This is a genomic window from Frankia nepalensis (assembly GCF_016786325.1).
GTDB lineage: Bacteria > Actinomycetota > Actinomycetes > Frankiales > Frankiaceae > Pseudofrankia > Pseudofrankia nepalensis.
The window spans coordinates 80,573-95,072 of the sequence record NZ_JADWYU010000142.1 but is presented as its reverse complement, the minus strand read 5'-3'; the positions used below and the strand labels follow the sequence as shown (position 1 = coordinate 95,072).

The window sequence follows — 14,500 nt, the reverse complement described above, 5'->3', positions numbered from 1 at the left end:
CCCGCGCCCCCCCCCGCGCCCCCGGCCCCCCCCGGGGCCGCGCTGCCAGCGGCCGGCGCCGCGTCCGCGGGGAACTCCGGCGGAGTCGGCGGTTTGGCCCGCGCGCCGGTGACCGCGAGTTCCGCGGCCCGGAGCAGTTCCGCCCTGGCCCGGTCCCGCGGCCGGTCGAAGAGGTCAATGCCCACGACCTGCGCGAGCACGCCCGGGCGGGGACAGTCCTCGACGCGGGTCACCAGCAGCTTGCGCCGCTCGCCGAGCGGGTCGGCCACCCAGGCGGCCCGCCATTCCACCGTGCCGAACACCGACCGGGCGTAGGCCGCCGACAGCACCGCGACCGTGCGCGCGGACCGCCGAATGCCTTCGTCCATGCCGTGGGCCCAGTTGGAGCCCGGGACGAGGTCCCAGGCCTGGACCAGCACCCGGTAACCAGCCTCTTCGAGCTGCCAGGCAATCCATTCCGCCCAGGCCCGATCCGCCTGCGTGTAGGAGACGAAGAAATCCCAGGCCGCGCCCTCGGCGGGTTCGCCTGCGCCGCCCTCGTTCGCCATATTCACAGTGTGGCATCGTCGCCCGCCGCGGCACCCGACCGAACGGCCGCCGGGAAACGCCGGTAGCGGGTCCGCTCAGGACGCCTGTCGGGTGCGAGAAGCGGAGCGGGGTCGGCGGGGCGACTGTGGCTGTGCCGGTCGCCGCTGGCCGGTTAGGATCATGTGCGTAGCGTGGTGGCCTGTTTGGGGGGATTCGGGATGGCGCCTGCCGCCTGTCGTCATCGACGAGGAACCCTGGCCGTGTCGTGATCGAGGAACGGGAGCGGATCGCGGCGGCGCTGCCGGGCTACGAGCTGGGTGCCCGGTTGGGCCGGGGGGCGTTCGGGCTGGTGCTGGCCGGCCGGCACCGCGGGCTGGGCCGCGACGTCGCCGTCAAGGTCCTCCCGGTCGACCAGGACGGGGCCACCGAGCGGAGCTGGAACGAGGCCCGCCTGCTGGCCTCGTTGGATCACCCGCACATCGTCCGGGTCTATGACGCCGTCGCCGCCGAGGACCTTCACCTGATCGTGATGGAGCTGCTGGCCGGAGGGCCGCTGTCCCGCCGCCGGGACCTGACCGGTGAGACGGCGTGCGCGGTGGGGCTGGCGGTAGCCGCCGCGTTGTCCTACGCCCACGGGCGGGGAGTGCTGCACCGCGACATCAAGCCCGCCAACATCCTGTTCGACGCCGCCGGGCTGCCCAAGGTCGCCGACTTCGGCATCGCGAAAATCGCCGAAGGGTCAGCGACCACCGCCAGCACGGTGATCGGCACCCCTGTCTACATGGCCCCCGAGCAGATCCTCGGCGGCCGGCTCAGCGCGGCCACCGACCTCTACGCCCTCGGCGTCATGCTCTACGAACTGCTGACCGGCAACCCGCCGTTCGACCCGGCCCTGCCCGCCCCGGCGCTCATCCACCACCACCTCCACGTCCTGCCGCCCCCGCCCGGCGGAGTCCCCGCGCAGGTGGCCGCGGTGGTGATGCGCACCCTGGCCAAGGACCCCGCCGACCGCCACCCCTCCGCCCACGCCTTCGCGCTGGATCTCGCCCGCGCAGCCACCGACACCTACGGCCCGGGCTGGACCAGCCGCGCCGGCATCGCGCTGCGCCTCGACGACGACGTCCGCGCCGCCGCCAACCAGCCCACCACCCCCGCGCCGGCCTCGACGATCCCCGCCACGCTGCCAGCACCCACGGACATCCGCGAACCACCCGCCCCCGCCCGGCAACCGTCGGACGTGGGCGCGCCGGCACCGCCATCGACAGCCGCCTTCACCAAGCTGCCCACCCAGCGGGCCGACCCCCCGCCACCGAACCTGACACCGGCGATCCCCCCGACCGCCCGCGAAGAGGCTGACCGCCCGCGAACCCGCCCGAAGCGCCGCCTAGCCCTCGTCTCCGCCGCGGCGCTGCTCGCCATCGCCGGCACTGTCCTGGCCTTCACCCTCATCCCTGGCGATGACCCTCCACCCACCAGTTCCCCCACGCCAGCTCCCACCTCTCCAGCTTCAACATCCGCCCTCCCCCCGCTTGGCTCGCCCCTGACCGGCCACACAAGCTCCGTGTATTCGGTGGCGTTCGCGCCGGACGGGCGCACCCTCGCCAGCGCCAGCGGTAACCCCGACAACACCGTGCGGCTGTGGGATGTCTCCGACCGCTTCGCCCCGCGCCCGCTCGGCTCCCCCATCGCCGCAGACTCCGCGCGTTCGGTGGCGTTCGCGCCGGACGGGCGCACCCTGGCCGCCGGCAGCTTCAACAGCCCGGTGCGGCTCTGGGATATCTCCGACCGCTCCGCCCCGCGCCCGCTCGGCTACCTTCCCACCAGCCACCCCATTGCTTCGCGATCGGTGGCGTTCGCGCCAGATGGGCGCATCGTGGCCAGCGGCACCAGGGACGGCACGGTATGGCTGTGGGATGTCTCCGACCCTTCGGCTCCGCGCCTGCTCGGTTCCCCCCTCACCGGCCACGCCGACCAGGTGAATTCGGTGGTGTTCGCGCCGGATGGGCGCACCCTTGCCAGCGCCAGCTACGACGGCACGGTGCGGCTATGGGATGTCTCCGACCCCTCGGCCCCACGCCCGCTCGGCTCCCCCCTCACCGGCCACACCGGCGCGGTGGAATCGGTGGCGTTCGCGCCGGACGGGCGCACCCTTGCCAGCGCCAGCTACGACCACACGGTGCGGCTATGGGATGTCTCCGACCCCTCGGCCCCACGCCCGCTCGGCTCCCCCCTCACCGGCCACACCGACCCTGTGTACTCGGTGGTCTTCGCGCCGGATGGGCGCACCCTGGCCAGCGGCGGCGCGGACAACATCGTGCGGCTGTGGGATGTCTCCGACCGCTCCGCCCCGCGCCCGCTCGCCTCCTCCCGCACCGGCCACACCGAGGAGGTGTACTCGGTGGCGTTCGCACCGGACGGGCGCACCCTGGCCAGCTCCGGCGCGGACCACACCGTGCGGCTGTGGCAGATCGGCTGACCAGACCAACAGGCCAGGACCCTCAGCACCCCGATGTTCAACCTCAAGGTCGTGCACTGACCACCAGGCGGCGGCGAACACGCGAGGGCGGCTCACCTGGGCGGGTTGGTGGGGTGGACGAGGCCGTGGTCGAACGCGAAGACGATGGCCGCGGCCCGGTCCCGCAGGTGCAGCTTGGCGAAGATGTGGCCGATGTGGGTCTTGATGGTGCCCTCGCCGAGGACGAGAGCCTCGGCGATCTCACCGTTGGTCGCGCCGCGGCCGATCATGACGAGGACCTCGCGCTCGCGCGCGGTGAGCACCTCGACGGTCCTGTCCGGCCCGGCGTCGGCCGCACGGACCGGCGCCGACGCCGCCCGGTAGGTGGTGAGCACGTGGCCGGTGACCGCCGGGTCCAGCCAGGCGCCTCCCTCGGCGACCGTTCGCGCGGCGCGCTGCAGGTCGTCGGCCGGGACGCCCTTGAGGAGGAACCCGGACGCACCCGCCCGCAGCGCCGCCGCGAGGACCTCCTCGTCCTCGAACGTGGTGAGCACCAGCACTGGCGGTGCGTCCGCCCGCCGCCGCAGCGCCTCGGTCGCCGCGACCCCGTCCACCACGGGCATCCGGACGTCCATCAGCACCACGTCCGGCCGGTGCCGCTCGACGGCCGCGGGCACCTGTGACCCGTCGGCGCACTCGCCGACGATCTCGAACCCGAACTTGGCCCGCAGGATGCCTCGCAGCCCCACCCGGATCAGCTCCTGGTCGTCCACCAGCAGGACGCGGATCACGGCGCCACCGCCTCAGGCGCGACGGGTCCGGCGGGCGCGGCGGGCGCGGCCGGCGCGGCGGGCGCGGAAGCCTTCCGGGGGCGGGTGGACTCACGCCGGAGCGGGATCTGCGCGCGGACCCGCCAGCCGCCCTCCCCCTGGCCGGCGACGCAGGTGCCGCCGAGCGCCTCGGCGCGCTGCCGCATGCCGTGCAGGCCCAGCCCGGAGGCGGTCTCGGTCCGCCGCGGGCCAGCGTCCCCCTGGCCGCCGGCGGCCGACGTGGCCGTGTCGACCGTGAGCGACACGGCGGTGTCCGCCACGGTGACCCGCGCCGCGGTCGCCGCGCCGGGAGCATGCCGGACGCTGTTGGTCAGCGCCTCCTGCAGGATCCTGTACAGCGCGAGCCCCGTGGTGGCGGGCAGGTCCTCCAGCGGCCCGTCGACCGTGAGCGTGACGGGAACCCCGGCGTCGCGGAAGCCGTCAGCCAGCGCGGCGAGCTGGGTCGCGTCCGGCAGCGGCGCGAAGGTCGACCCGGCGTCCTCCCGGAGCATGCCGACCGCCTGGCGCACCTCGGTGAGGGCGGCCCGACCAAGCCGTTCCGCCTCGTCGAGCGCCCGGGCGGCGTCGGCGGGGTCGTCGTCGAGCGCCAGCTTCGCGGACGTCACGTGCAGCAGCGAGACCGTCAGCGAGTGCGCGACCACGTCGTGGATCTCCCGGGCGATGCGGTTGCGCTCCTCCGCCCGCGCCCGCTCGACCAGCCCGGCCTGGGCGAGCCGGAGCTGGTCGGCGAGGTCACGCTGGCGGCGGCCGACGAAGCAGCCGACGGTCGCGAACGTGGTGCCGGCGATCCAGGCCGCCCACCCCGGGTCCGGCTCGGTCGTGAGCCACTGGATGACGAACAGGACGACGGCGCCCGCCCACGCCGACAGCCAGACGGACCGGTGCGCGACGACGGCCGTCCACCCGGCGAGCACCGCCACCGCGAACCACCCGACGTTCGACGCGGAGCCGTAGCACACGATCGCGGCGCTGGCCCCGACGGCCACGACCGCCGGGACCAGCAGCCGCGAGCCCGGCCGCAGCAGCGGCGTCAGGGCGACGACAGCCAGCGCCCCGCCGATCCTGAGCGGGCCTGGGTCGCGGGCCACCAGCCCCGCGAGGGCGAACAGAGCGATCGCGGCCGGTGGGCCCCACCGCGCCGCGATCACCACCGGCTCTCTCATGCTGCGCATGCTATGGCGGGCCCTGCGGTAGCTGACCTTGCTGTGGCTGGCATCGCCGGGATCGGGTCCCTCACAGCGCGGTACGACGGGCGGAGGCGGTCAGGGCGACGACAGCCAGGCCCACCACCACCAGAAGCTGCACGTCGGCGCCGCCGAGCCCCAGCCACGGCCCGCGGACGGCCTGCGTCACGAGCGTCAGCGGCAGCACGCTGGCGATCGTCCGCAGGACGTCACCCATGACGTCGGGCGGCGGGCCGCCGGCGCCGAGCAGGAACGACGGGAAGAACAGCAGCAGCCCGACCGCCTGCGCCGAGCGCGCCGACGGCATGACGCTCCCGAGCAGCACCCCGAGGCTGACGAAGGCGACCGACCCGGCGACCAGCCCCGCGACGACCCGCCACCAGTCGTGCACGGCCGGCACCCCGTAGACAGGCGCGGCGACGGCGAGCAGGAGCACGCTGGCCAGCGCGATCGTCGCGAGCCCGGTGACGACCTGCGCCGCGGCGAACGACCACCGCCCGAAGCCGGCGGCGGCGAACCGGCGCAGCACGCCCCGCTCCCGGTAGGACGCGATGTGCACCGGGAGCATGATCAGCCCGGTGGCCGCGATCACGACCGTCAGGTAGGACGCGACGTACCAGTGCGCCGGGTTCGTCCCCTCGAACTCCTCGTCCGCGGCGGTGCCGAACGAACCGCCGATGATCAGCATCGTCACGATCGGAAAGGCGAACACGAAGGTGAGGGTCAGCGGCTCGCGGACCATCAGCCGCAGCTCGGCGCGGATCAGCCGGCTGGCCGCGGAGCGGACCCGGCGGGGCGCCGCCCGGTGGGCGGTGGCACCCGAGGAGGCGGCCTCGGCCTGCGTGGCCGACGCGGCGGCCGGGGAGGGGGACACGGTGGTCATCGGTTCACTCCGATCAGCGTGGGCGCGGTCGCGCGGGTTGTCGACGGGGAGGCGTCCGCGCGGACTCCCAGCAGGGTCAGCAGCGCCGCCTCGAGATCGGGAAGCTCGACCCGCAGGTCGTCGGGTATCTCGCCGCGGCGGACGAGCTCGGCGCCCGCGTGGGCGATCACCCGGCGGTCGCCGCGGACCTCCACCTGACCGCCGGCGACCGACACCTCCCGCGCTCCGGGGAGCGCCCGCAGGGCCGCGGCCAGGTCCGTCACGTCGTCCCGCGTCCAGCCGAAGCGGACGACCGCCCACGGCGCGTGCCGGGCGACCAGTTCCGCCGGGCGGCCGGCGTCCAGCACCCGGCCGGCGCGCATCGCCACGACGCGGTCGCACAACGCTTCCGCCTCGTCGAGCTCGTGGGTGACCAGCAGGATCGTCGTGCCGGCGTCGCGCAGCTGGGTGATGGCCGCCCAGACGTCGCGGCGCGCGGCCGGGTCGAGCCCCTGGGTGAGCTCGTCCAGGATCACGAGGCGCGGGCGGTTCAGCAGGGAAAGCACGAGAAACAGCCGCTGACGCTCCCCGCCGCTGAGCGAGGCGAAGGCCGAACGACGCCGCTCGGACAGTCCGAACTGGCGAAGCAGCTCCTCGCCGGACCGGGCGTTCCTGGTAGCGAAGAGCTCGATCGCCTCGGCGACCCGCAGCCGGTCCGGCAACGCCGAGCTCTGGAGCTGGCTGCCCACCTGGGGACGAAGCGCCGCGGCCTGCCGGGTCGGGTCGAGACCGAGCACGCGCACGGTCCCCGCGTCCGGGCGCCGCAGCCCCTGAATGCACTCGACGGTCGTGGTCTTGCCGGCGCCGTTGGCGCCGATCAGCCCGACGACCTCGCCGGCCGCGACGTCGAGGTCCAGGTTCTCGACGACGAGCCGGCCGCCGTAGTTCTTTCGTAGACCGCGTACGGTCACGACGTCACGTTCTGTCATGTGGATGATGGTGCGCGCGCAGGCCCGCCAGCACATCGGCCCACAGCCAGAACCGCGGCTATGACCCTGGGCAGGCAGCCGCGGACGGCGGGTACGCCGGCGGGCCCCGCCCGCCCACGCGGATCACCCCCCGGCGGGAGCCGTCAGCGCGGCAGGATACGGCCCAAGTCCCACCATCGCGGGTCCCGGCTCGGCGTACGGTCCCGGCGCCAGCGAGCAGGCCCATTTACCGAGCCCAGCGTGGACGGAAGACTGCCAGCCCAGAAACGCAGCGTCAGGCACTGCCATGAACCCCAGGCCGCCCGAACACGGACGCCTGGCGCAACGCGCGATGCCCGCCCTTCAAACCGCGCCGGCCAGCGGCCATCTCCAGCACCGGCCGCCCCGACACCCGGTCAACCGGCCGGGGGCCCGCAAGAACACGCCACTACCGACGACCGGATGATCACCGGATCACGGCCGGGGTCTGACGTAAGCGACCCGGGGCCGTGCCGAGCGCGACTCGGCACGAAGGGGCAATTATGAGTCGAGGCCTCTCGCAGTTGAGTCACTTTCGGAGACTCCCGCGGCGTATCGACTACGGCCGGCTTGTGCTGCCCTGTCGACGCTTCGGGGCCTCGGTGCTGGCTGGAGTCCGCAGCCCGTGCCGTCGACAGCCCGCCCATACCATCCCATGTCGGGCCTTCTTGCATCAGAATGGCGTCAGATCGTCAGTAACACTACGTAATGATCAGGTCGATGGCGCCTTCCGCCAGCGCGCCCATGACAGTGCGCCGCCCAAATGGGTGACGCTCCGTGAGGAGCGCCGGGCGCGGCGGTCGATGCGACATGGGCCTCCTTCGGTGTTCTATCCGACCGGTGCAGCGTTCTATCCGGGCCCGTCATGCCTTACGGGTCCGTCAGACCCCGACGCGCAGTATGATCACCCCTATTCTGCTGAGCCACAGGTTTCGGGGGCCCTGGATGGACGGCAAGCGGGACTTCTTCCTCAGCTACGCCGAAGAGGACCTGACCTGGGCGGAGTGGATCGGCTGGGTGCTGGAAGAAGCGGGCCTTCGGGTAACCCTGCACCACTGGGACACCCTGCCGGGGATGCCATGGGCCGCACGCCTCGACGAGGGCATCCGGACCACGGACTACATGCTGCTCGTCGCATCCGCCGCCTACCTGCGATCGCCCCGCACCCGGGCCGAGTGGCTGGCCGTCTGGCCAGACACCCTCAGCGGGCCCAGCGTCACCATCATTCCGGTCAGAGTCGAAGACGTGCAACTCGACGGGTTGCTGCGTGGCTTCATCCCTATTGACCTAGGCCGCTACGGCGAGGATGCCGCGCGCGCGGAACTCCTCGGCCGCGTCACCGATGTCCTGCGCGGCCACGCCAAGCCCTACGACCGGCCGCCCATTCCCATCCAGGAACGCGCCGTGCGCCGCCGGCCGCCGTTCCCCGGTGTCGTGGTGGCCGTACTGCCGGGCAGCGGCGAGGACGCGCCGCCCGCCGCGCCGGCTTCCCCCACGGGTACGCCGGCCGCGACCGGGCCGGTGCGGACTCCTGGACTTTCGCGCCCGGTGCTCGCCGCCGTCGCCGCGACCCTGCTCGTCGTGGCTGTCGTGGTCGTCGGCATCGCGGTCATTGACAAGGGGAACAGCACGCCCGGGCCCACGGCACAGGCCGGTGCGGGCGCCGGCGCCGGAAGCACAGCACCCTCACTGGCCGAGCAGGCAGCCGGTGCCTGGGAGTTCCACGCGCAGCAAAGCCAGGTGTCCAACGGGACAGAGATCGTCGTCTACGCAGACTCGGCCCTGCACATCGCCGGATCGGACTTCCGGCTCGTAGGCGAGAAGTACGATCTCCTGGAGGGGCATCCGGTGGGCTTCCGGGCAACCTGCGAAGGAACCGTCACCCTCGACGGCGACCAGTTGCGTTTCGCCACCGAAACCGAACAGGTGGAACCCATCGGCGACCCCGCTTCTTTCCACGGGGAATGCCCCACGGTGCTCACCGGCCAGCTTGAGGACTCCGGCCTGACGCTCACCCTCACCTCCGACGACGGCACCGTGGCCCGCTACCAGCGGTCCTGACACGCCCGCCGTACAGCAAGCGCCACCTGGGACCGGCGCAGAAAGCGGCCCGCCCATGGCTCGGCCGCAGTGTGGTCTGGATGCCGCCGGCAAGTTCGACGCAACGCGCCAGCGCGGCGACCAACGGCAATCTGCCAGGCGCACCTGACGATCGCCGTCATCTCCCCCACCTACCACGGCTCGAAGCACGCGGCCGAGTGACAGGCGGCGTTCGCCGCCGACCAAGCCTGGCTCGGCGAACGGCTGCTACCCGTCCGCATCGCCGACCACCCGCTCGACCGCCTCATGGCCCACCTGCCCTATGCGGACCTGTTCGACGTCGAGGCGCCAGTCGCGCGCGACCGGCCGCGCGCCGCGGCCCACCAGGCGCTGGCCGGTGCCCGCATCAGCCAGCACGCCCGGCACAGCTACCAGCAGGTGCGCGGACGCCGAGGGCTCCGGTGGGATTCCCGGGACAAGCGTGGCTGCGTGGCGCCGGTCACCGAGCCGCTGTCCGACCCCTACCTGAAACGCCGACGAGGACGACACAGCCCTGCCGCGAGCAGGCACCGCGCGGCGTACGCGGTTCGCATCACCACCAATACCGCTCCGTCGCCTGGCCGTTGATCCGAAATATCTTGATCAAGATCTCACGGCCCGGCTGTAAACGTCGTTGACTATCTTGTGGGCCTGGGCGAACAGCGAGTATCGGTGCGCAAAACTGGCCGGCAGCCCAGCCGCCCACAATGCAGGGGCTTCCCGTCGCCTCAGCGGCGCCATGTCAATCCCCGATGCGCGATGGCCCTGCGATGCACCGCGCGAGGGCCTTGACGAGGTACCGCGCGAGGGCCTTCACGGTGTTCCGACCAGCCAGGGTTATCCACAGCGGCGCCGGTATCCACAGCGGGCGTCGCCACGCTCGCGTATTCCACGGGCGCGCTGATGCACTGGATCTTTCTGGTCGGGACTGTGAAAGGGACAGGCGATGGATGAAGAGAGGGCGCGGGTCGAGCGGCTCGAGCGGCTCGTGGCGGCTGGGCTGGATCCGTCATACGGGGTGGACCCGGCGCGGTGGCACGGCGTCGCGGCGGCGCTGATCGCGGCTCGGAAGCCGGGCCTGGTAGCGGGCCTCGGGCTTCTCTACCACGCGTTGGCGGGGCTACTGTTCCACCCGCTGGCCACGCAGGAGCACGTACGCACCGCCCGCACCGAGATCACCTGGTCCGTGGCCGAGCTGGAGTTCGCCGGGGTGCGCGAGGCGGCGCCGCCTCCCCCCGCGATCGGCGCCGGTGACCACCTGGTGCGCCGGGAGGACGTCCGGCGGGTGCTGCACGCCGCGATCGACACGCTGTATCCCTGCATCGAGACGGAGCCGGACCCGTTGCCGCCGGCCCAGGCGGTGATCCACGCCCAGATGGCGTTGACGGCGCTCGGCCATGCCTGACCCGCTGACCTACGGCCACCTGGCCGAGACGGCCCGCGGCCAGGCCGCCCTCGCCGCGGTCGCCCCACCGCCCGTGGGAGCGGACGAGGTCGTTCGGGACGCCACCGAACTGGTCGGCGTGCTCGCGCTGGTGGGCCGCCACGCCCGCTTCCTCGGCCGGGGAGCCGGGCCGTCGAACCCGGCGCTGGACCTCGCCTGGCACGTCGACCAGGCGGTGATGGCGCTACGTTCCGTCCTGCCAGCGGGTCGAGCAGGGCCGGGAAGTGTCTGGGCCGCGCCGCAGGACCTGCTGGGCACCGCGCACGACCTGCTGTCCGCGCAGCTCGGCCCGCGGGGCGAGCCTCGCGGACCGGACGCGGGCGCGCTGACGCATCCAGGCGCGGTCACCGCCGCGACGGGCCGGCTCGCCCGGCTGGTCGTCGTGGTCACCGATGGCGCCGCGGCCCGGGCCGACCATCTGCGCCGCCACCCGCTGGCGGCGGCCCCGCCCACCAGCCCGGGCGACGGCCCGGGCCGCGCACCGCCGCGCGACGCGGATCCGAGCAGAGTGCTGCGGGTGGCCCGGGCACTCGACCGGCTCGGCAACCTCCGAGACGCCGCGGCCACGATCGGGCACTCGTGCGACCGACCTGGGCTCCCCGCCGTCCTCGACGAGGTCACCCCGCTGCTCGGCGCCCAGATCGGCGAGTCCTTTGACCTGAAGCTGGAGCGGTTGCGTCACGCCGCCCACGTCCTGACCCGGCCACCGGTTCGATCGCACCACGTCACGCTGACCGAGTTCGCGGACCTCGCGGCGGCGATCAGCGAACTGACCTGGAAGCTCGCCGATCAGGCCCGGCGTCACGGCCCACATCCCGCCCAGGATGCCTACGCCCAGGTCTCCACCTGCGCCCACCGCGCCGCCCTGGCCTGGACCGCGCTCCACCAGGACGTCGGCCGGATGCGGACGCTGGGCTTCGAGGGCCGCCAGGCCGCCCGCCTCGCCGCCGGGCTGCGCCATCAGCTCAACGACGCCGCCGCCACCGCCACCGCGGCCGACCTGGCCGCGCTGCTCCGTGTCGCGCGACGGGCTGTCGTCCTCCTGCCCGACCTCGCGACCGCCAGCGACATAGCAGTGCGCCGCCTGGCCGGCGAGGGACTGCTCAAAAGCCCGCTCGACGCCGGCCAGTACGGCGGCCCCGGCCTGGTCACCGACGATCTGCTGGCCAGCTATGCCGACACCGCGGCCAAGTCGCTGCGCCTGGTCTCGGCGTGCGCGAGGCTGCCCGGGCCGCAGCCGACGCCGGGCCGTGCCGCGCTTCTCGCCGCGACCAGCCCCACCACCACGGTCCTCACCGCCACCAGGCCGCCCGCGCCGGCGCTGCCGCCGCTTGACCGCGCCCGCCAGGACCACACCACGTGGCTGCACGACCCGCACCACGGGATCCTGACCTGCGACACCGACCATCTCGAACAGGCGCTGTGCCACCCCGACCCACAGCTGTGGGACATGCTGCGCCCCCACGCGCGCCGCCTGCACCTCAGGGGAACCGAGTCCCGGATCACCCTCGCGGCGCTCGTGGCCATCCACGCGCCGGAGTGGCTCACGCCGACGTCCCTGGCCGCGCAGGCGGACTCGCCGATCTCGACCGCCACGTCCGCCGTCTCAGAGCCGTCGGCGGCACCCGGCCAGGCGGCCTCGCCTCCGCCTGTCACGGACACGGGGCTGGGTCTCTAGGCCTCAAGGTCGGCGACGCTCGCCGCCGTACCGCCCCGCGGGCAGCTCGTCGAGCGCGACCGGAGTGTCGGGGGCGCGACGCGACGCGTCTGGGCCGCGCGGGGAAGCGCGGCCCTCATCCGGGCGAGCGCCGTCAGAGACCGGGATCCGGGGACGGGTCGGGGCCGGCGAGATCTGGGTCGGTGGCCGGCGAAGGTGGGAGGGGCTCAGCCTCGGCCGCTGGTTCGCCGCCCGGGATGTCCGACGGGCCGGCAGCCGTCGGGGACGCGCCGGCCGGGAGATCGACCGGCCGATCGCCTGCGCCGGGCCGGGTGGGCGGGCCGGGTTCGAGGGCGGGCACGCGCAGCACGTCGCGGGCGGCGTAACGGGCGGCGAGGGCCGCGGCGACGAACGCGGGCTGGTCCGGGCTGGTGGCCAGCCATGGGCGGCGGGCGAGCATCGCGTCCAGTTCGGCGGGCGGGTGGCGCATCGCGGCGTTGAAGAGTTCCTCGCCGACGTCGAGGCGTCCGTGCCCGGGGTCGTCGACCCGGATGGTGCCGTCGCCGGTCCAGGTCAGGGTCGGTGTGCGCCGGGCGGGGGTGAGCAGATGCTCGGGCACCGGGGTGGGGCGGGTGTGCTGGCCGGGGTCGAGCGCCGGGTTGGTCTGGCGCCGGCCAGGTGCCGTCAGAACGTCGGGGCCGTCGGGAGTGGCGAGCACGATCGCGGTCTCGCGGGCGGTGACGAGCATTTCGCCGGCCTGTGGGGACAGGCCGGCGGTGGCGCGGGCCGCGAGCAGGACCTCGACGGTGGGCCAGGCGGTGCCGCGCAGCGGGACCAGGTCGTCGGCGTCGAGGACGACCGGGGGCAGCGGGACGTCGTGGGGTTCGATCTCGTAGCGCGGCGCCCCGCCGTCGGCGAAGGCACGCAGCACGGTTCCGGTGGCGAAGCGAGGATCGTCGATCGTCGCGACCTGGGCGCCGGTCGTCAGGAACGCGCTGTCGAGGGCCTCGGGGACGGCCAGCGTCGGGCGCAGGTCGTCCGGGTGGGCGCGCAGCGCCCAGGTGGGCTGGTCGCGCCAGGGATGGCCAGGCAGGTCGGCGGCGTCGGGGCGCCACAGGTAGCCGTGGCCGTCCGCGTCGTCGACAGCGACCAGGACCGTGCCGGTGGCTCGGCGAGCGGGGTCGCTCTTGTGGGCGACGACGCGTGTGCCGTCCGGGAACGGGTGATCGGGCGGGCGGGCGACCACCGCGCCGATCACCGCCCGGTGGCGGCGCACGAAGGCGTGCTGCCGCTCCGTGACGGTGTCGTCGTGCAACGCCCGGCCGATGACCGTCAGCACGACATGGCGGATCGTGTCGTCGACCGGGTCACCGTCCAGCGAGGGAAGTGTGCGGCGAACCCCGCAGAACACGACGTCCCTTTCCCGGCCGGGCGTAATCTCGCTGATCCGGTAGCCGAGCGACAGGCCCCGGCTGGCCGTGCCGAGGAACACCTCGACCCGCACACCGTCACGCTCCCAGTCGATCAGCGGCTCCTCGTGCCGCAGCAGCCGGCCGTGACGCGACGCGGGCTCGCCGGCGACGCGCACCGGGCTGTGCCGGGTGGGCCGGTGCGCGCGGACCGTCTCGTCGGACAGCGGCCCCTCCGGCGGACCCGGCCAGCCGGGCCGGGGCGGCAGGTCGCGCAGGTACTGCTGGATCTGGCGCGGAATCGCGAAGCCGACCGCCTCCTCCAGCCTGACGGTGGTCGGCTGGGCCGTGGCCCACGCCCGCCGGGACCGGCCCGTGCCTGTGGGGTCGGTCACCAGCTCCGCCGTGTAGAACGGCCGTCCGCCTGTCGGGTCGGCCTGCCGGTCCAAGCGCCAGCTGCCCGACTCGACCGTGATCTCGACGGGTGGCGGACCATCCGTCGTCCGCTGGACGGGCGATGGGCCCCGCGGCGGAGGCGGGCCGTCAGGCGGGGTCGGGCCGTCGGCGCCAGAACCGGGCTGGGACGGAATCATGGCATCTCCCTGACATGGTCGGTCGCGGTTCGCCGCGGCGGTGAGCCCGGCGACAAGCCGGGACCGGGCGGCGGCTCGGCGGATGGCCAGCACGCCCGGTCTGCCGCGGCCCGGCGGGCCGGTCGCGCCGTCGTGTCGAGCGCTCCTCCATGGCCTTTGACCCTGCCGCCGCGCCTCATCGCCGCGTGCATCGCGAAGGCCCTCGTCGAGGCCCTCGTCGAGGCCCTTCGCCCGCGCCGTGGCGGCCGCCCGGGAACCAGGCCGGGCTGGCGGGTCGGCTGCCGGCGGGTCGGACCGTTCGAAACGGGCAGTCGAAACGGCTGGCCCAGGGCTTCAGGGCAGCCCCGGCGCGGGGCCGCGGCCTCACGATGTCGCCGGCGCGGCCCGGCGGGTGTCCTGACCTCGTGACCTCGGGCGATGCCCTGTACGAGGGCCCGCGCGATGCCCTGTAC

The 14,500-nt window shown here is 74.1% G+C and carries 11 protein-coding genes; 4 read left to right on the top strand and 7 right to left on the bottom strand.

What is annotated here, in order from left to right:
• The coding region (locus I6A81_RS21605) for a toll/interleukin-1 receptor domain-containing protein (RefSeq protein ID WP_203010286.1) at positions 1–548 on the bottom strand (548 nt) is incomplete at its 3' end.
• A gap of 245 nt (positions 549–793) precedes the next feature.
• Here I6A81_RS21605 and I6A81_RS21600 point away from each other — a divergent pair.
• Positions 794–3,004 (top strand): WD40 repeat domain-containing serine/threonine protein kinase, encoded by a 2,211-nt coding sequence (locus I6A81_RS21600; protein WP_202998668.1) that lies wholly within the window; start codon positions 794–796, stop codon positions 3,002–3,004.
• A gap of 92 nt (positions 3,005–3,096) precedes the next feature.
• Here I6A81_RS21600 and I6A81_RS21595 read toward each other — a convergent pair whose 3' ends face one another.
• The 4 genes from I6A81_RS21595 to I6A81_RS21580 all read right to left on the bottom strand — a co-directional run bounded on the left by I6A81_RS21595 (position 3,097) and on the right by I6A81_RS21580 (position 6,848).
• Positions 3,097–3,774 (bottom strand): response regulator transcription factor, encoded by a 678-nt coding sequence (locus I6A81_RS21595; protein ID WP_202998670.1) that lies wholly within the window; start codon positions 3,772–3,774, stop codon positions 3,097–3,099.
• Positions 3,771–4,976: a sensor histidine kinase gene (locus tag I6A81_RS21590; protein WP_202998672.1), complete on the bottom strand. Its 1,206-nt coding sequence runs from the start codon at positions 4,974–4,976 to the stop codon at positions 3,771–3,773. Before I6A81_RS21590 ends, I6A81_RS21595 begins: the two co-directional genes overlap by 4 nt.
• A gap of 70 nt (positions 4,977–5,046) precedes the next feature.
• Positions 5,047–5,880, bottom strand: a complete 834-nt coding sequence (locus I6A81_RS21585; protein ID WP_202998674.1) for an ABC transporter permease — start codon at positions 5,878–5,880, stop codon at positions 5,047–5,049.
• Positions 5,877–6,848, bottom strand: a complete 972-nt coding sequence (locus I6A81_RS21580; RefSeq protein WP_202998676.1) for an ABC transporter ATP-binding protein — start codon at positions 6,846–6,848, stop codon at positions 5,877–5,879. The genes I6A81_RS21585 and I6A81_RS21580 overlap by 4 nt, the downstream gene beginning before the upstream one ends.
• Positions 6,849–7,811: 963 nt before the next feature.
• Here I6A81_RS21580 and I6A81_RS21575 point away from each other — a divergent pair.
• The gene (locus I6A81_RS21575) at positions 7,812–8,927 is read left to right on the top strand and encodes a toll/interleukin-1 receptor domain-containing protein (protein WP_202998678.1); all 1,116 of its coding nucleotides are present in this window, start codon (positions 7,812–7,814) and stop codon (positions 8,925–8,927) included.
• A gap of 246 nt (positions 8,928–9,173) precedes the next feature.
• Here I6A81_RS21575 and I6A81_RS21570 read toward each other — a convergent pair whose 3' ends face one another.
• On the bottom strand, positions 9,174–9,332 hold the full coding sequence (locus tag I6A81_RS21570; RefSeq protein ID WP_202998679.1) for a hypothetical protein: 159 nt from the start codon (positions 9,330–9,332) through the stop codon (positions 9,174–9,176).
• Between the two features lie 559 nt (positions 9,333–9,891).
• Here I6A81_RS21570 and I6A81_RS21565 point away from each other — a divergent pair.
• Together I6A81_RS21565 and I6A81_RS21560 are read left to right on the top strand one after the other, a co-directional pair.
• On the top strand, positions 9,892–10,350 hold the full coding sequence (locus I6A81_RS21565; RefSeq protein ID WP_202998680.1) for a hypothetical protein: 459 nt from the start codon (positions 9,892–9,894) through the stop codon (positions 10,348–10,350).
• Positions 10,343–12,067: a hypothetical protein gene (locus tag I6A81_RS21560; protein ID WP_202998681.1), complete on the top strand. Its 1,725-nt coding sequence runs from the start codon at positions 10,343–10,345 to the stop codon at positions 12,065–12,067. The genes I6A81_RS21565 and I6A81_RS21560 overlap by 8 nt, the downstream gene beginning before the upstream one ends.
• 133 nt (positions 12,068–12,200) lie before the next feature.
• Here I6A81_RS21560 and I6A81_RS21555 read toward each other — a convergent pair whose 3' ends face one another.
• Positions 12,201–13,850: a hypothetical protein gene (locus tag I6A81_RS21555; protein ID WP_202998682.1), complete on the bottom strand. Its 1,650-nt coding sequence runs from the start codon at positions 13,848–13,850 to the stop codon at positions 12,201–12,203.
• Positions 13,851–14,500 lie beyond the last annotated feature (650 nt).